We start from the raw sequence: 18,401 nt of genomic DNA, 5'->3' as shown, positions 1-18,401 counted from the left end.
AGGAGGGGATAGCACAATATGTTGCTTAGCAGCATCAATAGCACTAAATCAAAACGCTGACGGTCATTATAAAAAGAAAAAGCGCCCGCAGGCGCTTTTAGATTAATAACAAAATTCAGGTAACTAATTCACCTGTTTTATTAACCGATAAATTCTAATCCACCCATATATGGGCGTAAGACCTCTGGCACTTGGATTCGGCCATCAGCCTGCTGGTAGTTTTCCAGCACGGCAACCAACGTACGCCCAACAGCCAAACCAGAACCATTCAGGGTATGAACCAAACGGGTCTTTCTGTCAGTCTTGTTGCGGCAACGAGCTTGCATACGGCGCGCCTGGAAATCCCACATGTTAGAACATGAAGAAATTTCGCGGTAAGTGTTCTGCGCTGGCAACCATACTTCTAAATCGTAAGTCTTGCTGGAACCAAAGCCCATATCACCGGTACACAGCAGCACTTTGCGGTAAGGCAATTCCAGTAATTGCAGAACTTTCTCTGCATGACCGGTTAGCTCTTCCAGAGCCGCCATTGAATCTTCCGGGCGAGTTATCTGCACCATTTCAACTTTGTCGAACTGATGCATACGGATCAAGCCACGAGTATCACGGCCATAAGAACCCGCTTCAGAACGGAAGCACGGTGTATGGGCGGTCATTTTCAATGGCAGGGATTCTTCTTCCAGAATCTCGTCACGCACCAAGTTAGTCACGGGAACTTCGGCCGTTGGAATCAGTGCATAGTTACTGCTGTCTGACTCTTCTTCCAGAGGTTTGGTGTGGAATAAATCACCACCAAACTTAGGCAATTGGCCGGTTCCGTACAAAGTTGCATGGTTAACCAGATAAGGGACGTAAGTTTCCAGATAGCCGTGTTTTTCAGTATGCAGATCCAGCATGAATTGCGCTAATGCGCGGTGCATACGGGCAATTTGCCCTTTCATCACCACAAAGCGCGCGCCAGTCAGTTTCACTGCGGCGGCGAAATCAAGACCACCGGCCATTTCGCCCAGAGAAACATGGTCTCTTACTTCAAAGTCATACTTGCGAGGCTCACCCCAACGACTGACTTCAACATTATCGTTCTCATCTTTGCCCACTGGAACAGAATCATCAGGCAAGTTAGGAATAGACAATGCCAGATCACGGATTTCGTTTTGCAACTTGTCCAGCTCGGCCTTAGCGGCATCCAGCTTTTCACCCAGCACATTCACTTCCAGACGTAATGGTTCGATATCTTCGCCACGCGCCTTGGCCGCGCCAATCATTTTCGATCGGGAGTTACGTTCTGCCTGCAGACTTTCTGTTTCAACCTGTAAAACTTTGCGGCGCTCTTCTTGTTGGCGCAACATTTCAACATCAAGTTTAAAACCTCTGCGAGCCAGTTTTTCGGCAACTGCGTCTAGCTCATTGCGCAGCATATTGGGATCGAGCATGCTAGTCCTGTGCTTGTAGTTATTGATAAATGGTTGTGAAAGGAGAAATTAACGACGTAAGCGGTGTAAACAGCCACTTACAAAGTATTTATAGCGCTAACCTTACCGCAACAGCAAGGCTAGCGGTAGCGTTTTATCGGGCTATTTTGATCCTGCTCAGCCAACCATGCCAGCTTTTCACCGATTTTACCTTCCAGACCTCGGGATGACGGAGAATAGTAGCGAGTAGCTGCCATTTCTGGCGGGAAATAGTTCTCACCGGCAGCATAAGCATGTTGCTCGTCATGAGCATAGCGGTACTCAGCCCCCAGCCCCATCTCTTTCATTAGTTTGGTCGGGGCATTACGTAAATGTTCCGGTACATCAAAATCTGGCTTTTCACGCGCATCCTGCATTGCTGCTTTAAACGCGGTATAAACAGCATTACTTTTCGGTGCACAGGCCAAATAAACAATCGCTTGAGCAATCGCCCGTTCACCTTCCGCTGGGCCAACACGGGTAAAACAGTCCCAAGCGGATATCGCTACTTGCATGGCACGCGGATCGGCATTCCCAATATCTTCTGAGGCAATAGCCAGTAAGCGCCGGGCGACATAGAGAGGATCACCGCCCGCGGTGATAATACGCGCATACCAATATAAGGCCGCATCAGGTGCAGAGCCACGGATAGACTTATGCACAGCCGAGATAAGATCGTAATAACGATCGCCTTTGTTATCAAAGCGAGCACTACGCTCACCAGAAACCTCTTTTAGCAAATCAGGAGTTAGAACTCGTACCCCATTGGCATCTATTTCCGCCATATCTGCCATCATTTCAAGGCTATTCAAGGCGCGGCGGGCATCTCCGCCCACTAACTCAGACATCATACGACGAGTTTCATCTGGCAGTTTTATATTCTGCCCGCCATAACCACGGCTGCTATCGGACATCGCCTGATCGATAACTTTTTCGATATCCTCGGCAGTTAATGCCTTCAGTAAATAAACACGCGCTCTGGAGAGCAAAGCCGAATTCAGTTCAAACGATGGGTTTTCCGTGGTGGCACCAATAAAGGTGATAGTGCCATCTTCAATATGGGGTAAAAATGCATCTTGTTGGCTTTTATTAAAGCGATGAACCTCATCGACAAACAAAATAGTTCGCCGACCCGCATCCCGGTTTTGCCTCGCTCGCTCAATTGCTTCACGAATCTCTTTAATACCGGAGGTTACCGCAGAAATGCGCTCAACGTCAGCTTGACCGTACCGCCCAATAATTTCTGCCAATGTCGTTTTGCCGGTTCCCGGCGGCCCCCAAAGGATCATGGAGTGTAATTGCCCGGCAACGATTGCCCGCGGTAACGGTTTACCCGGTGCCAGCAAATGTTGCTGACCAATATATTGTTCCAACGTCAAAGGCCGCATACGTGCGGCCAATGGTTGAAACTCATTCTGGGAAAAATCGAGGGACATATTACTCACGCAAACCTCACTGCCGCTGGTCGTCCAGCGTCACACCTTTTGGTAGGGTAAATTTAAATTTGCTGGCATCAGTTGAGCTATTTTGCTGGCCTTTCAGCACATATGTGCTGCGCTGCCCATCTTGCTCAACCGCAGCAAAGTTTTTGATGGTGCCAGCTGGCGTCACCGTAATCGCAAATTGCTTAAGATTGCCACTAGCACTCTTCGGTGTCAGCTCAAAATCGTCACCCTTTTGCTTCACATTGTACTGTTTCCAGTCATCCGGGTTATTGCGGGTGATCAGCATGAAAGGGGTATTACCGGTGGCATTCTTCAACCAGGTTGCAGTCGCCTGTTCAACAAATGGGTTATAGAACCACAAGGTTTCGCCATCAGAAATCAGAACACTTTCATCTGGGGAAGTCATATGCCAGTTAAACAGATTTGGCCGTTTCACCCATAACTCACCTTCACCTTCTTGTACGGCAGCGCCATCTGCAGTGGTGACTTTTTGTGAGAAGTTAGCATGGAAACTGTTCACCTTGCTCAGGCGACCTTGCAAGTCTGTACTGGCATCGGCCAGAACTGAACCCGAAATTAAACCTGACAACAGACAGCAAGCAATAAGCAGTTTTTTCATTATTCTAAATACCTTATAAAATTCATTGCACCCTAACCGGGCTGCCACAAAGGCGGATTCAGTAAGCGAATATATTGTCACTCTAAGCGCGGTTTAAGTCCATGACCGGCAAACTGAAAACAGACTACAAACCTATTTTCGACAAACCCATGCACTTTAGCTGAAGCATTCCTTTTGCGTTAGCATATTAATCTGATAAATACAGCTTTTACGCTTCTTTGCATAAGGGCCGCAAAGCGGCCCCATTTATGTTAACGATTTCAAAACAAGAAGTTACTCGTGCGGCGGTGGAGCCAAAACTTCACGATTACCATTATGGCCCGGCGTACTTACAATCTGCTGGGCTTCCATCTGCTCAATGATACGCGCAGCACGGTTATAGCCGATACGGAATTGGCGCTGAACCCCAGAGATTGACGCACGACGTTTCTCCAGCACAAAGTTCACCGCTTGATCAAACAGTGGATCCAGTTCTTCGTCGCTATCCAATCCAAGACTGCCACCCTCACCTTCCTCGCTACCACTGAGAATGCTCTCGATATATTGCGGACGACCACGAGCTTTCCAATCATTAACTACAGCGTGTACTTCTTGGTCACGGACAAAGGCACCATGCACACGGACAGGAATCGAAGAGTTTGGCGCCATGTACAACATATCCCCCATTCCCAGTAGCGATTCAGCGCCACCTTGATCAAGGATAGTTCGTGAGTCAATTTTACTGGAAACGGTAAACGCGATACGAGTTGGAATATTGGCTTTAATCAAACCAGTAATCACATCTACTGACGGACGCTGGGTTGCCAGAACCAGATGAATGCCAGCAGCACGTGCCTTCTGCGCCAAACGGGCAATCAACTCTTCAACTTTCTTACCAACCGTCATCATCAGGTCAGCAAACTCATCCACCATGACCACGATATAAGGCAATTTCACCAACATTGGCGGTGAAATGTCCATGCTATCAGATGGTTTCCAGAATGGATCTGGAATTGGCCGTCCCATAGCTTCGGCTTGAGCAACTCGTTCGTTGTATCCGGCAAGATTACGGACACCCAAGGCTGACATCAGCTTATAGCGCCGTTCCATTTCACCAACACACCAGCGCAATGCATTTGCCGCATCCTTCATATCTGTCACGACTTCGGTTAACAGATGAGGAATGCCCTCGTACACCGACAACTCCAGCATTTTCGGGTCAATCATGATAAAGCGCACCTCATCTGGCGTGGCTTTATACAGGATGCTGAGGATCATTGCGTTCACCCCAACCGATTTACCAGAGCCAGTGGTACCCGCCACCAACAAGTGAGGCATTTTGGCTAGATCTGCCACCACCGGCTGCCCAGCAATATCTTTACCCAGCACGATAGCTAATGGCGAAGGGTTATCACGGAATTTGGCGCAATCCAGCACTTCACGCAAATACACCGTCTGACGGTGTTTGTTTGGCAATTCTAAGCCGACATAAGGTTTACCTGGGATCACCTCAACCACACGCACTGCGATGGCAGACAGAGAACGAGCCAAATCGCGCGAAAGATTAGAAATACGCGAAGCTTTAACGCCCGGAGCCAAATCCAGCTCAAAACGTGTAATCACTGGCCCGGGAGAAATGCCTACCACTTCAGCTTTTACTCGATAATCCCCTAACCGCGCCTCGACCAGACGAGCAGTTTGCTCCAGCGCAAACATATCGACTGGCTCTTCTTCCACCGGCGGAGAAGAAAGAAGGTCAAGAGTCGGCAGTGGTGTTGTAGGTTTAACAAGTGGCTGGTCATTACGCATCAGGAATGGATGAATCAAACTGTCCATTGCTGGCGTTGGTTGTACCGGAGAAACCGGTTGAACTGGCGCGGTGGGTTGAGCCGGTCTTGCTTGCTCTGAATAAGGTTGCTGTGGTGCAGATGGCTGATAGGCCGAGACCTGTTCAGGATAATCTGGTGCCAAAGTGCTGTGATCAACAACTGGCTGCGCAACTTCTTCAGTATACGGAGAAGGCGTGAACAACGGCTCACGTGGGCTCTCATCTACGAGGTCTGCAACTGGTGAGAAAGTGAAAGCACTGCGCGTATCTACCGGCTGCATCTCTTCAGCTCTAGTATTTTCAGCAACATTAGTTTCGTGATTTTCAGTATGAACTCCGCCATAACGATGCTGTTGTTGTGCTGCAAAGGCCTGCCGTAAGGCTGCCTCTTGTAAAGCCTGTTCATCTTCAGGTTCAACTGTCGAGAAAGCACTAGCACCCGCTTCAGATGCTGACCCATAACGCTCTGATTGCTGCTCAGCATAGGCGTTACGCAAGATGGCCTGTTGCAATGCATCATCATCTTCAGACACAGCACCTGCATTAAATTGAGTTTCTACTGCTGAAGGGTTCTGAATATCCTCTTCACGCAGCTCGCGTTGTTCCTGTTCTGCCATACGTTGAGATGGCAGTTTAATCCCATAGGATGCCAGCTCACGCCGTGTTGGAATACGTACCGGGTTAGGCCGTGGCAACTCAGGGCCTATGCCTTGTTTAATCTGAGAACTGCTATCGCTGGTTGCCGTAAATGCGGGCATAAACGTAGCAGCTGCGGCACTTGCTGCCACGATTCCAGACGGGGAAACCGGGCGATTTACTGCGCCCATAGCGGTCAAACTATCGCTATCAGTACTCAGCCCAGGATTCATATAAGGAGTACTTTCCACCTGAACGCTATGACGTTGCGCCGCCGAAAAATCAAATGGTGAATGGCTCGCAGGAGTTGTCGGCTTATCCCATGCACCCAACTGAGGTTCTGGCCGCTCGGCGGGTAGCGTGATACGGGTCGGCGCAGGAGATGTCGCCTCCTGTGGGATTTCAAAAGAATAAAGTGGCGGTGTCGCCGTCACATTATCAGTTACAGGGATTGCACTGTGATTATGGCTGACAGCGGATTCAATCGCCCCCTCAGAGGAGTTAGCTGATAATGGGGATGAATCACTATCATCTGTCGCGCGCAGTGTCGTTAATAATGGGTCATCGTTATCGTTGGTTCCAACTGATAGACCATCATTTGGCGGAATATTATCACGATCACGTAAGGGGTTAACTGGCGCGTCAGTTACTGACGGCGCAGAGAACAACACATCATCATCTGCCGCATGAGCAGAGTTTGCCGTCAATGCTGTTGCAGTAACCACACCCGCAGTAACTGCTTTATTCGGCTCTTGCTCGGTAGCACTCGCATCATCAATATGATAATCGTCATCTTCATCGTCATAACGTTCTTCACGACGTGAACGATTAGTCATAAATGTCAATGAGCCTAAGACTACCCCACCAATTTTCTCAGCAATGACTAGCCATGACCAGCCAGTAAAGAGCGTCAAGCCCACAGCCCAGATGCAGAGCAATGTTAGAGTCGCACCCAAACCATTGAACCATGGCAACATGGCATTACTGAATAAGCTACCAATCACGCCACCGGAGGCAAAGTAATAGAGATCATCAATATTTAATGCTGCCAACCCACATGACGTTAAAATCAGAGCTAATGTGCCAATCAGGCGTAACGAAAGCGCAAAGTAATCGACATGCTCACTGGCATCACGCTGACGGAATGCTGCCCAGCATAACATCACCATAATGGCCGGAATGGCATAAGCCAAAACACCGAAAGTGAAGAACAGCGTATCGGCCATCCAGGCACCAACACTCCCGCCAAGATTATGGATAGGCTCATGCCATGAGGTCTGGGACCAACTCGGGTCCGAAGGATTAAAACTAAGCAGCGCCGCCATCAGGTAGGCCGCCAATAGCGTTACTATAATCAAAACAGCCTCAAGCAAACGACGCCCACTGCTGAGTTTTTTCAGAGTAACTTCTTTATCTTCTGTATATTCCTGGCTCAAGAAAGGCTCTCCAGGTTCCTGTTAACTAGTATGAGTAACAACGCCGAGAACCCTCCCGGCGTTGAAACTGTATGAATAAACAGGAGTGTAACCAAATTACTCAGGTTTTGCACCTGCCTGTTTACCGCGTTTTAATCACTAAGCGGTTACTCTGCTTCACTTCTTCCATGACCACATAGGTACGGGTATCATTCACACCCGGTAGGCGAAGCAAGGTCTCACCGAGCAAAGTACGGTAAGCAGACATATCAGGTACACGGGTTTTCAACAAATAGTCGAAATCGCCGGAAACCAGGTGACACTCTTGAATTTCCTCAAGATTTTTTACAGCGGCGTTAAATTGCTCAAACACATCCGGAGCGCCACGATTCAGAGTAATCTCAACGATAACCAGCAATGATGCATCCAAATACTGTGGATTAAGCAGTGCGGTATAGCCATGAATGAAGCCCTGACGCTCTAAGCGGCGAACCCGTTCCAAACATGGTGTTGGTGACAACCCTACTCGTTTTGAAAGCTCAACGTTAGAGATACGCCCATCCTTTTGTAATTCATTCAGGATGTTACGATCTATACGATCAAGCTCTTTCCCCGGGCGTTTTTTATTATCTATCATCTTATAGTCTCTCTTAATTTCCTTGAGTCTGCGACATGCTCCGCTCGTTAATCGATTTAGAGCCTGCTGCAAACAACGACCCGCAGCCTGTTTTATGCAAATATATCAATACGTTGTTATCTCACACCCTGTCTGTCCAACTGTATGCGAGGTACTCGATGATTATTAGCGTTAAGGAAGAGATAGCGCATCACAAACAACTGCAAAAATTCCCCCCTGCAGTTGTTTGAGAACATACTCCACATGCCATCCAGTATTAATCGAAAACATTCCAGGGTTTTCGCTTGGCATCACTGATACCAAATCTGAAATTATGGCGCGTAGATAATTTCTTCTTCCTATGATGTTTTCGCAAATGCACAGCCGATTGTCAAAGTAAAAGAAGTTAAATCAGTGGAACGTGCCAGAATTAAAATCTCAACCCCCTCCCGTTACCTATTTTTTAATCGTTTATTTGCTATAAAATGGGGCAAGTAGGCATATGAAAATTACGGGTGTTTTTTGACACTACCGGCTTGCAAACCACATTTTTTATGGGGTTAAAGATTTTTAGCGTTATTTTATTCATAACGTAAAACTTAATTTTGGTTTAATTTGCGAACTGCTCAAATTCGTTTACTGGCTAACTGTCGATTCTTAATACATTTAGTTTATTAAATAGGCATTACCTATCAAACAAATCGCTAACAACATTTTTGCCTGCTTTTTTTAATGCTCGATTTTCCCTACAATCGCTAACATTGTCCGCCATTGTGGGAAAGAGGTATTCATGAGCACGGCTAAACATAGCAAATTGATTATTTTGGGTTCTGGCCCTGCAGGTTATACCGCGGCAGTTTATGCCGCACGCGCCAACCTGAAACCTGTATTGATCACCGGAATGGAAAAAGGTGGTCAGTTGACCACGACCACCGACGTAGAAAACTGGCCAGGTGATCCAGAGGGTCTGACGGGGCCGGCACTAATGGAACGGATGCATGCCCATGCAGAAAAATTCGATACAGAAATCGTGTTTGACCATATCAACAAGGTTGACTTACAAAATCGTCCATTCCGCCTGTTTGGTGATGGCGCGGAATACACCTGTGATGCGCTGATTATCGCTACAGGCGCATCTGCCCGCTATTTGGGGATGGAATCTGAAGAAGCCTTCAAAGGCAAAGGGGTTTCAGCCTGCGCAACCTGTGATGGCTTCTTCTATCGCAACCAGAAAGTCGCCGTTGTTGGTGGAGGGAATACCGCCGTTGAGGAAGCGCTGTATCTGGCAAATATTGCCTCCGAAGTTCATCTGATTCACCGTCGTGATAGTTTCCGCTCAGAAAAGATCCTGATCAGCCGCCTGATGGAAAAAGTGAAAAACGGCAACATCGTTCTGCACACTGACAGGACGTTGGATGAAGTGCTCGGTGATGATATGGGGGTGACCGGCGTGCGCCTGAAATCAACCAAAAGCAACGAGACCGAAGAGTTAGCAGTAGCCGGTGTATTCATCGCTATCGGCCATAGCCCTAACACCGCTATATTTGGCGACCAGTTGGCTCTGGAGAATGGTTATATCAAAGTGCAGTCTGGTATTCAGGGCAATGCAACACAGACCTCAATTCCAGGTGTATTCGCTGCGGGTGATGTTATGGACCATATCTATCGTCAGGCCATTACCTCAGCCGGTACCGGTTGTATGGCGGCACTGGATGCCGAGCGTTATTTGGATGGATTGATTAACGACAAATAGCGCCATTGATATTGGTATCGGATATCACTGTTTCACTTAGCAAAAACGGGCAACTGACAAATATGTGAGCTGCCCGTTTTTAATTTCTGTTCTGCCCTTAATTTTTATCTATTGTCATGTTAATGAAAAACGGCAAATTATTGATGTCAGCTAATGCGGCAACTATCACAAGCATTATGGTTTCACCTCATGGCATGACGAGGTAATATTGCCCCTCGCTGGTGTGCCACCTCCAATGGCGGCAAACACTTTTTGATATTTTCCAGTACTCTGCGCAGACAAATTGCCTGATGAATAAAACACGACAGTATGAGTTGATTCGTTGGCTGAAAAAACAAAGCGCCCCCGCGCAACGTTGGCTCCGCCTGTCCATGTTACTTGGCCTCCTCAGTGGGTTATTAATTATCGCTCAGGCATGGTTATTGGCCACCTTGCTGCAATCGTTGATCATTGACCAAGTACCTCGTGCAGTATTGATTGCTGACTTTGGGTTGCTAGCAGGAACCTTTGCTTTACGTGCAGTGATCAGTTGGTTACGCGAACGAGTCGGGTTTATTTGTGGCATGAAGGTACGGCAGCAAATCCGCAAAATGGTGTTAGACCGATTAGAGCAACTGGGCCCTGCCTGGGTGAAAGGTAAACCTGCCGGAAGTTGGGCAACTATCATTCTGGAACAGATTGAAGATATGCAAGATTACTATTCTCGCTATCTGCCACAGATGTATTTAGCCGTCTTTATTCCCGTCCTGATTCTGATTGCTGTTTTCCCCATCAACTGGGCAGCAGGTTTGATTTTATTTGTCACAGCTCCCCTGATCCCTTTGTTTATGGCTTTAGTCGGCATGGGTGCTGCTGATGCCAATCGCCGCAATTTTGTGGCACTGGCTCGTTTAAGTGGTAACTTCCTCGACCGCTTACGTGGCTTGGACACTTTGCGGTTATTTAACCGCGCCAAAGCAGAAACTGATCAAATTCGCGACTCTTCAGAAGATTTCCGCCGTCGCACCATGGAAGTGCTACGGCTGGCATTCCTTTCCTCTGCTGTATTAGAGTTTTTCGCGGCTATATCCATTGCTGTGGTTGCGGTTTATTTCGGTTTTTCCTATTTGGGAGAATTGAATTTTGGTAGTTACGGCCTGGGAGTGACGCTATTTGCTGGTTTTCTGGTGTTAATTTTAGCCCCCGAATTCTTCCAGCCTTTGCGGGATTTGGGCACTTTCTATCATGCCAAAGCACAAGCCGTCGGTGCCGCAGAGTCGTTAGTAACATTTTTGAGCAGTGAAAGTGAAACTATCGGGCAAGGTGATAAAGTTCTAAGTGGCATTGATGCCATTACTTTGGAGGCTGACGAGCTGGAAATTCTGGCGCCCACGGGTACTCGCTTAGCTGGGCCACTCACCTTCTCCCTACCAGCAGGAAAACGAGTTGCCATTGTTGGTCTGAGTGGTGCGGGTAAAAGTTCATTACTTAACTTGCTATTAGGCTTTTTGCCCTATCGCGGCTCGTTAAAAGTCAACGGTGTAGAATTGCGTGAACTGGACCCACAAGCCTGGCGTGCTCAGTTAAGTTGGGTAGGTCAAAACCCGCATTTACCAGAGCAAACACTTGTCGCCAATATCTTGTTGGGCCAACCTGATGCAGATAATAACCAACTGCAACTGGCGGTTGAGCGTGCATATATCAATGAATTCCTTAATGATTTACCACAAGGGCTGAATACTGAAGTTGGTGACCATTCAGCGCGGCTTTCTGTTGGGCAAGCCCAGCGAGTTGCTGTTGCCCGAGCACTCCTGAACCCATGCCGCCTATTGCTGCTAGATGAGCCCACAGCGAGCTTGGATGCCCATAGTGAGCAGTTAGTTATGAAGGCGTTAGAGGAAGCTTCCCGCCAACAGACAACCCTGCTGGTCACCCATCAGCTGGAAGATACCTTAGGATATGATCAGATTTGGGTAATGGATAGCGGCCTTTTGATTCAACAAGGTGATTATTCAAGCTTAAGTCAATCCGCTGGCTCATTTGCCAACCTGCTGTCCCACCGCAGTGAGGAGCTTTAATCATGCGCGTACTTCTCCCTTTTCTGGCGCTATATCGCCGCCATTGGTTCCTAATTTGTCTAGGTATTGTACTGGCAATTGTAACGCTACTGGCCAGCATCGGCTTGCTTACATTGTCAGGTTGGTTCCTGGCAGGAACAGCCATTGCAGGCCCAGCAGGGCTATATACGTTTAACTACCTGCTGCCAGCGGCGGGTGTGCGAGGGGCGGCTATTACCCGGACCGCTGGCCGCTATGCTGAGCGAGTGGTCAGTCATGATGCAACATTTCGTGTACTGGCGCATTTACGGGTATTTGCATTCCAAAAGATCCTGCCACTGTCCCCTGCCGGTATTGCCCGTTTTCGCCAAAGTGAGCTGCTAAACCGACTGGTAGCCGATGTTGACACACTGGACCATCTCTATCTTCGAGTCATATCGCCATTGGTGGCCGCCATTGTCATTATTGCTGCAGTGACTTTTGGCCTGAGTTATCTGGATGTTAATTTAGCTCTGACGCTAGGGGCTATTCTGCTCGGATTGTTATTGCTAGTGCCGCTGATTTTCTACCGTGCTGGTCAACCTATTGGCCGTGATTTGACCGACTTGCGTGGTCTGTATCGTTCACAATTAACTTCTTGGTTACAAGGCCAGGCCGAGTTACTGGTGTTCGGCGCATTACATCGCTTCCGCGTTTCTTTGGAGAGCATTGAACAACGCTGGATGAGCCGCCAAAAACAACAAGCTTCTTTGGCCGGATTGGCGCAAGCCCTAATGATTTTGGCTTCAGGTCTGACAGTAACATTGATTTTATGGCTAGCCGCAGCAGGGATTGGTGGGGATAGCCAGCCTGGCGCATTGCTGGCTTTGTTTGTTTTCACCTCGTTAGCGGCATTTGAAGCCCTACTACCAGTAGCCGGTGCTTTCCAACACTTGGGGCAAGTGATTGCATCTGCAACTCGTGTTGGTCAGTTAATGGAACAAAAGGCTGAAGTGACATTCCCGACCAGTGGCCCAGCACTAGCCTCACAGGTAGCGCTAGAAGTGACAGGGTTGAGTTTTACTTACCCACAGCAACCCTTACCTGTTTTACAGAATATATCGCTGTCACTGGCCGCAGGGGAGCATATTGCGCTATTGGGTCGTACCGGCTGTGGTAAATCCACGCTATTACAGTTATTAACCCGAGCCTGGGATGCCAATCAGGGCGCTATCACCCTCAATGGGAAACCATTAGCCAGCTATGATGAAGCCACATTGCGCCAAATGATGACTGTCGTCAGCCAGCGAGTACATATTTTCAGCAGTACCTTACGCGACAACCTGTTACTAGCCTGCCCTACTGCATCTGATTCGCAGCTAAAAACAGTGCTGCAACAAGTGGGGTTGGCCAACTTGTTGGATAATAGCGAAGGATTAAATGCCTGGATGGGTGACGGTGGTCGGCCATTGTCCGGTGGCGAGCAGCGGCGTTTAGGCATTGCTCGTGCCCTGCTGCATCCGGCGGCACTTTTGCTGCTAGATGAACCTACCGAAGGGTTGGATGCAGAAACCGAACAGCAAATTCTGACGCTACTGCGCCAGCATTGTCAGCAGAAAAGCCTGATTATTGTCACTCATCGCTTGTATGGGCTGGAATATATGGATCGAATCTGCGTAATGGATGGCGGGCAGATAGTCGAGCAAGGCGACCACCAGAGCTTGTTGCAGAAAAAAGGCCGTTATTATCAGTTCCATCAACGACATTAATGCACATTAATCGACGGTATTAATGCAACGGTAACAAGTGTGAGCGCCAATGGAATACAGGCAGATAATCAGCAGATTTGTAGCTAATATTAAGTAAAGCAGCTGAAACTAAAGCAGTATTATTTGTTTTTGAACATGATACCCAACGTCATTAGATACGCAGGTTAGGTAACCGGTACCCTCCTGCCACGCCAAGGACGAAGGATATGGGCCTGTAAACGTCACCAAGGGGATCTATGCGCATCACACAGCTCTCATCTCAATCATTCGCGTTCCCCTCACCGGAGCTGGCTCTGCGCGAACCAAACGGGCTGTTGGCTCTGGGGGGGGACTTATCCGCACCTCGTTTACTGGCGGCTTACCAGCGAGGAATTTTTCCCTGGTTCAGTCCAGGAGAGATGATTTTATGGTGGTCTCCCGATCCGCGAGCCGTATTATTTCCAGAAGATTTGCATATCAGCCGGAGTATGCGGCGTTTTCTACGCCGCTGCCCTTATCATTTCACTCTCAACCATGCTTTTAAAGATGTTGTCAGCGCCTGTGCGTCTCAACGTGATGAGGGAACCTGGATTGGTGACGATGTGCAACGGGCTTATTGCCAGCTACATGCTTTGGGTCATGCCCACTCAGTAGAAGTTTGGTTGGAAAATGAACTGGTTGGTGGTTTATATGGAATAGCCGTAGGCTCACTGTTTTGTGGTGAATCGATGTTTAGCCGGGCTGACAATGCTTCAAAAAGCGCATTAATGGTTTTTTGTCATCATTTTACCCATCATGGTGGAGAACTGATTGACTGTCAGGTCCTCAACGCTCACACTGCGTCGCTGGGTGCAATTGAGATCCCACGCAACTTTTTTTTACAGCAGTTGAGTCAACTCCAGTTTAGTCCACTACCGGCTGAATGCTGGTTACCGCAATCGTTGAATTTTTCATCCGCGATGCAGTAAAGCTCAACCGTTGAAAAGAACCCCACATTAGGCTTTATCCCCTCTTACCGGCAGACTAATTTTGCTGAAATGGTGCGATGACCGCCAACACTTCTTTACATAATGTGGGTTTTTCGGCATTATCTTGCCGGTTAAAAACTAAGGTAGTTACACCTAGAGGATTCGATGGCCAAAGAAGACAATATTGAAATGCAGGGCACCGTTCTTGATACGCTGCCGAACACCATGTTCCGCGTTGAATTGGAAAACGGGCACGTGGTAACCGCTCATATCTCCGGTAAAATGCGTAAAAACTATATCCGCATCCTGACGGGTGACAAAGTCACTGTAGAGCTGACCCCGTACGACCTGAGCAAAGGCCGCATTGTCTTCCGTAGCCGTTAATCGGCTAATCTGTCGCAAGTCGACGACTCGCGAGCTCTGAGGATGTAGTCCCCTCCGGCGCCCTTCCTATTCATGGTAAGGGCGTTTTGCGTTTTCTTTTATTTGTCGATTTAATCTTTGTCGATTGAGTGTAATTAGCTCGTCGCACCAATTGTTTATCGAACAAACAAAAGTAAAATGTGCAAAAAAATAAAAAGGGCGATAGCTAAATTAGCTTATCGCCCTTTATTTTTCTTAATATCAAACTATCGCAGTATTAGCTGCTCACTGACTTAGTGGACCGCACCTTCAGTTTTGCGTTTTTGCGCACTCTGAAACTCATAAGCCAGTTGTTGTTTTTCTTTATCCAGCCCAACAGTGACTGAGCCACCATCAACCAGAGAGCCGAACAGCAGCTCGTTAGCCAGTGGTTTCTTCAGATTTTCCTGAATCACCCGCGCCATTGGTCGCGCCCCCATCGCCTTGTCATAGCCTTTATCAGACAACCAATTACGTGCTTCCTCACTGACCTCCAGTGACACGCCTTTAGCATCTAATTGCGCCTGCAACTCCACGATAAACTTATCGACCACTTGCTGGATAACCGCAGGTGACAAGTGGTTGAACCAAATGATGTTATCCAACCGGTTACGGAACTCCGGTGTAAACACTTTTTTGATCTCTTCCAACGCGTCAGTGCTGTTGTCCTGCTGTTTAAAGCCAATAGAGGTACGCTGGGTTTCCCGGACACCGGCATTGGTGGTCATCACCAAAATGACGTTACGGAAATCAGCTTTACGCCCATTATTATCCGTCAGAGTCCCATTATCCATCACCTGCAATAACAGGTTAAACACATCCGGGTGAGCTTTCTCAATTTCATCCAGCAGCAAAACGGCATGCGGATGCTTGATAACCGCATCGGTCAGCAGGCCGCCTTGGTCGTAACCAACATAGCCCGGAGGTGCACCAATCAGTCGGCTAACCGTGTGGCGCTCCATATATTCCGACATATCAAAGCGCAGCAGTTCGATATCCAGCGCTTTGGCCAATTGCACGGTCACTTCTGTCTTACCGACCCCTGTGGGGCCAGCAAACAGGAAGGATCCAACCGGTTTATGCTCATGGCCCAAGCCTGCACGGCTCATTTTGATCGCCTCAGACAGTGCCTCGATGGCCTTATCCTGACCGAACACCAGCATATTCAGGCGGTCGCTCAAGTTTTTCAGCACATCACGGTCACTGGCTGATACTGTTTTTTCCGGAATACGGGCAATACGGGCAACTACGGATTCAATATCCGATACATTGACTGTTTTTTTACGTTTGTTCACTGGCATCAAACGACTACGTGCACCAGCCTCATCAATCACATCAATGGCTTTATCTGGCAAATGGCGATCATTGATATACTTAACCGACAACTCCACCGCCGCACGTATCGCTTTCGCGGTATAACGTACGTCATGATGCGCTTCATATTTCGGTTTCAAGCCGTTGATAATCTGCACAGTCTCTTCTGGTGTTGGCTCAGTAATATCAATTTTCTGGAAGCGTCGTGCCAGAGCACGATCTTTTTCGAAGATATTGCTGAACTCTTGGTAAGTCGTGGAGCCAATAACCCGAATCTTACCACTGGATAACAATGGTTTAATTAAGTTAGCGGCATCGACCTGCCCACCAGACGCGGCCCCTGCTCCGATGATGGTGTGAATCTCATCGATAAACAAAATACTGTCTTTGTCGTTTTCCAACTGTTTCAGCAGCGCCTTGAAACGTTTTTCAAAATCGCCACGATATTTGGTACCGGCCAGCAGTGAACCTATATCCAATGAATATAATGTGCATTCTGACATCACCTCAGGGACGTCACCCTGCACGATCCGCCAGGCCAAGCCTTCCGCGATAGCTGTTTTGCCTACACCGGATTCCCCCACCAGCAGCGGGTTATTTTTACGGCGACGGCACAATACCTGAATGGTTCGTTCCAGCTCTTTCTCGCGACCAATAAGTGGGTCGATGCCGCCAACGCGGGCCAGTTGATTCAGATTGGTGGTGAAGTTTTCCATACGGTCTTCCCCTCCTGCCTGTTCTTCATTCACCGGATTTTCTGCATTCGGTGCCTGACCCGGTTCGTCCTTACGGGCGCCGTGGGAAATAAAGTTCACTACATCCAGACGGCTGACATCATGCTTACGCAACAGATAGGCCGCCTGAGATTCTTGTTCACTGAAGATGGCGACCAACACGTTGGCACCAGAAACTTCATTGCGCCCTGATGACTGGACGTGGAAGACTGCACGCTGTAACACGCGCTGGAAACTGAGCGTCGGCTGAGTGTCGCGCTCTTCTTCACTCGCAGGTAATGTTGGTGTGGTTTGTTCGATAAACGCTTCCAGTTCCTGGCGTAATGCCACCAGATCAACCGTACACGCTTCCAGCGCTTCCCGCGCGGCTGGATTGCTTAGCAATGCCAGCAATAGGTGCTCCACGGTCATAAACTCGTGTCTGTGCTCACGCGCTCTGGCGAAAGCCATATTGAGACTGAGTTCAAGTTCTTGATTGAGCATAGGCACCTCCCAATAATTGCCTTAATCAGGCTTTTTCCAGCGTACAAAGCAACGGATGCTCGTTCTCCCTGGCGTATTGATTTACATGTGCGACTTTGGTCTCTGCGACTTCGGCAGTAAAAACACCACAAATCGCCTTTCCTTGATAATGCACATTGAGCATCAGTTGTGTTGCACGTTCAATATCATAAGAAAAGAACTTTTGCAGAACGTCAATCACAAATTCCATCGGTGTGTAATCGTCGTTGTTAAGTATAACTTTATACATAGACGGCGGTTTGAGCGCCTCGATTTGTTTATCTTTGACTAAATGTTCAAAATTCAGCCAGTCGTTGTTCTTGCCCATTGCCTGCCCATCGTTTTACTGAACCACACAGGAGCAACATCTCACTCCGGTTATAAGACCATTTCATGCAGATATCTATTATTATTTTATCATCACTTATGTCATAGCGCTGCTCGAGAAAAAAGTAAGGTTATTGACATTAAGAACGATTAAATTGTACCCAAATAAATACAATAGCGTTAGCTACATCAAACTTTGAAGAACTGCCCCGCTCTGACAAAAGCCGTCCCCTTGACGTTAAGGCCATTTCCACTAGAGTGTATTTTCGTGAGCTGTTGGAGTTTTAACCAATTCGCGCTCACTTTAACCAGTGATTACCTCATCTCGAACTAGAATAGCCTTGCGAGGAACGTAGAAGTATGGAGACGGGTACTGTTAAATGGTTCAACAATGCCAAAGGTTTTGGCTTTATTTGCCCTGAGGGCGGCGGCGAAGATATCTTCGCTCACTATTCAACTATCCAGATGGATGGCTACCGAACGTTAAAAGCGGGTCAAATGGTTAACTTTGATGTCCATCAGGGGCCAAAGGGGAATCATGCCAGCCTAATTGTTCCACTAGAGTTAGATGTGATATTGCAAGAAGCCGTACCGCAGGAACTCGCTGCATTGGCCTGACACCACGCACTTCTCTGCCTGCTTATCTCGGG

Annotated in this window: 12 protein-coding genes and 2 pseudogenes; 6 read left to right on the top strand and 8 right to left on the bottom strand. The window is 48.1% G+C overall.

The genetic code is table 11. From position 1 onward, the window contains the following. Positions 1 to 140: 140 nt before the first annotated feature. The 6 genes and pseudogenes from serS to lrp form a co-directional block, all read right to left on the bottom strand. On the bottom strand, positions 141 to 1,433 hold the full coding sequence (gene serS, locus DJ58_RS15405; RefSeq protein ID WP_004710043.1) for a serine--tRNA ligase: 1,293 nt from the start codon (positions 1,431 to 1,433) through the stop codon (positions 141 to 143). Positions 1,434 to 1,552: 119 nt separating this feature from the next. Beyond that, complete coding sequence (locus DJ58_RS15410) at positions 1,553 to 2,896, bottom strand: replication-associated recombination protein A (RefSeq protein WP_032911325.1); 1,344 nt, start codon at positions 2,894 to 2,896, stop codon at positions 1,553 to 1,555. Between the two features lie 7 nt (positions 2,897 to 2,903). Next, the gene (lolA, locus tag DJ58_RS15415) at positions 2,904 to 3,515 is read right to left on the bottom strand and encodes an outer membrane lipoprotein periplasmic chaperone LolA (protein WP_004710046.1); all 612 of its coding nucleotides are present in this window, start codon (positions 3,513 to 3,515) and stop codon (positions 2,904 to 2,906) included. Between the two features lie 273 nt (positions 3,516 to 3,788). After that, positions 3,789 to 5,819 (bottom strand): annotated as a pseudogene (locus DJ58_RS24115) (DNA translocase FtsK); the annotation flags it as partial. Positions 5,820 to 6,589: 770 nt separating this feature from the next. After that, positions 6,590 to 7,394, bottom strand: a pseudogene (locus tag DJ58_RS24110) (DNA translocase FtsK 4TM domain-containing protein); the annotation flags it as partial. Positions 7,395 to 7,515: 121 nt separating this feature from the next. Next, positions 7,516 to 8,010 carry a leucine-responsive transcriptional regulator Lrp gene (gene lrp / locus DJ58_RS15425; protein WP_002211340.1) on the bottom strand — a complete coding sequence of 165 codons (495 nt, stop codon included), beginning with the start codon at positions 8,008 to 8,010 and terminating at the stop codon, positions 7,516 to 7,518. A 769-nt stretch (positions 8,011 to 8,779) separates the two neighbouring features. Between lrp and trxB the strand changes: the two genes are divergently transcribed. From trxB to infA, 5 genes are all read left to right on the top strand, one after another. Beyond that, on the top strand, positions 8,780 to 9,742 hold the full coding sequence (gene trxB, locus DJ58_RS15430; protein WP_004712731.1) for a thioredoxin-disulfide reductase: 963 nt from the start codon (positions 8,780 to 8,782) through the stop codon (positions 9,740 to 9,742). 290 nt (positions 9,743 to 10,032) lie between these two features. Next, positions 10,033 to 11,799 (top strand): heme ABC transporter permease/ATP-binding protein CydD, encoded by a 1,767-nt coding sequence (gene cydD / locus DJ58_RS15435; RefSeq protein WP_032912278.1) that lies wholly within the window; start codon positions 10,033 to 10,035, stop codon positions 11,797 to 11,799. Between the two features lie 2 nt (positions 11,800 to 11,801). Next, entirely contained in the window at positions 11,802 to 13,526 is a 1,725-nt protein-coding gene (cydC, locus tag DJ58_RS15440) for a heme ABC transporter ATP-binding protein/permease CydC (protein WP_004712733.1), read from the top strand. 236 nt (positions 13,527 to 13,762) lie between these two features. Beyond that, entirely contained in the window at positions 13,763 to 14,473 is a 711-nt protein-coding gene (aat, locus tag DJ58_RS15445) for a leucyl/phenylalanyl-tRNA--protein transferase (protein ID WP_032913209.1), read from the top strand. A gap of 165 nt (positions 14,474 to 14,638) precedes the next feature. Then, positions 14,639 to 14,857: a translation initiation factor IF-1 gene (infA, locus tag DJ58_RS15450; RefSeq protein ID WP_002211347.1), complete on the top strand. Its 219-nt coding sequence runs from the start codon at positions 14,639 to 14,641 to the stop codon at positions 14,855 to 14,857. A gap of 272 nt (positions 14,858 to 15,129) precedes the next feature. Here the strand turns inward: infA and clpA are convergent, their stop codons facing one another. Further along, positions 15,130 to 17,406, bottom strand: a complete 2,277-nt coding sequence (clpA, locus tag DJ58_RS15455) for an ATP-dependent Clp protease ATP-binding subunit ClpA (RefSeq protein WP_004710698.1) — start codon at positions 17,404 to 17,406, stop codon at positions 15,130 to 15,132. 25 nt (positions 17,407 to 17,431) lie between these two features. Next, positions 17,432 to 17,752 carry an ATP-dependent Clp protease adapter ClpS gene (clpS, locus tag DJ58_RS15460; RefSeq protein WP_004389612.1) on the bottom strand — a complete coding sequence of 107 codons (321 nt, stop codon included), beginning with the start codon at positions 17,750 to 17,752 and terminating at the stop codon, positions 17,432 to 17,434. A 359-nt stretch (positions 17,753 to 18,111) separates the two neighbouring features. Between clpS and cspD the strand changes: the two genes are divergently transcribed. Beyond that, entirely contained in the window at positions 18,112 to 18,369 is a 258-nt protein-coding gene (gene cspD, locus DJ58_RS15465) for a cold shock-like protein CspD (protein ID WP_004710700.1), read from the top strand. Positions 18,370 to 18,401: the final 32 nt, after the last annotated feature.

Source organism: Yersinia frederiksenii ATCC 33641, assembly GCF_000754805.1.
GTDB classification, from domain to species: domain Bacteria; phylum Pseudomonadota; class Gammaproteobacteria; order Enterobacterales; family Enterobacteriaceae; genus Yersinia; species Yersinia frederiksenii.
This window is presented reverse-complemented; position numbering and strand designations above follow the sequence as displayed.

Bases quoted from the DNA above. Each gene is read 5' to 3' on its own strand.
- serS (WP_004710043.1), bottom strand. From the start codon at position 1,433: ATGCTCGATCCCAATATGCTGCGCAATGAGCTAGACGCAGTTGCCGAA.
- lolA (WP_004710046.1), bottom strand. From the start codon at position 3,515: ATGAAAAAACTGCTTATTGCTTGCTGTCTGTTGTCAGGTTTAATTTCG.
- lrp (WP_002211340.1), bottom strand. From the start codon at position 8,010: ATGATAGATAATAAAAAACGCCCGGGGAAAGAGCTTGATCGTATAGAT.
- trxB (WP_004712731.1), top strand. From the start codon at position 8,780: ATGAGCACGGCTAAACATAGCAAATTGATTATTTTGGGTTCTGGCCCT.
- cydD (WP_032912278.1), top strand. From the start codon at position 10,033: ATGAATAAAACACGACAGTATGAGTTGATTCGTTGGCTGAAAAAACAA.
- cydC (WP_004712733.1), top strand. From the start codon at position 11,802: ATGCGCGTACTTCTCCCTTTTCTGGCGCTATATCGCCGCCATTGGTTC.
- aat (WP_032913209.1), top strand. From the start codon at position 13,763: ATGCGCATCACACAGCTCTCATCTCAATCATTCGCGTTCCCCTCACCG.
- infA (WP_002211347.1), top strand. From the start codon at position 14,639: ATGGCCAAAGAAGACAATATTGAAATGCAGGGCACCGTTCTTGATACG.
- clpA (WP_004710698.1), bottom strand. From the start codon at position 17,406: ATGCTCAATCAAGAACTTGAACTCAGTCTCAATATGGCTTTCGCCAGA.
- clpS (WP_004389612.1), bottom strand. From the start codon at position 17,752: ATGGGCAAGAACAACGACTGGCTGAATTTTGAACATTTAGTCAAAGAT.
- cspD (WP_004710700.1), top strand. From the start codon at position 18,112: ATGGAGACGGGTACTGTTAAATGGTTCAACAATGCCAAAGGTTTTGGC.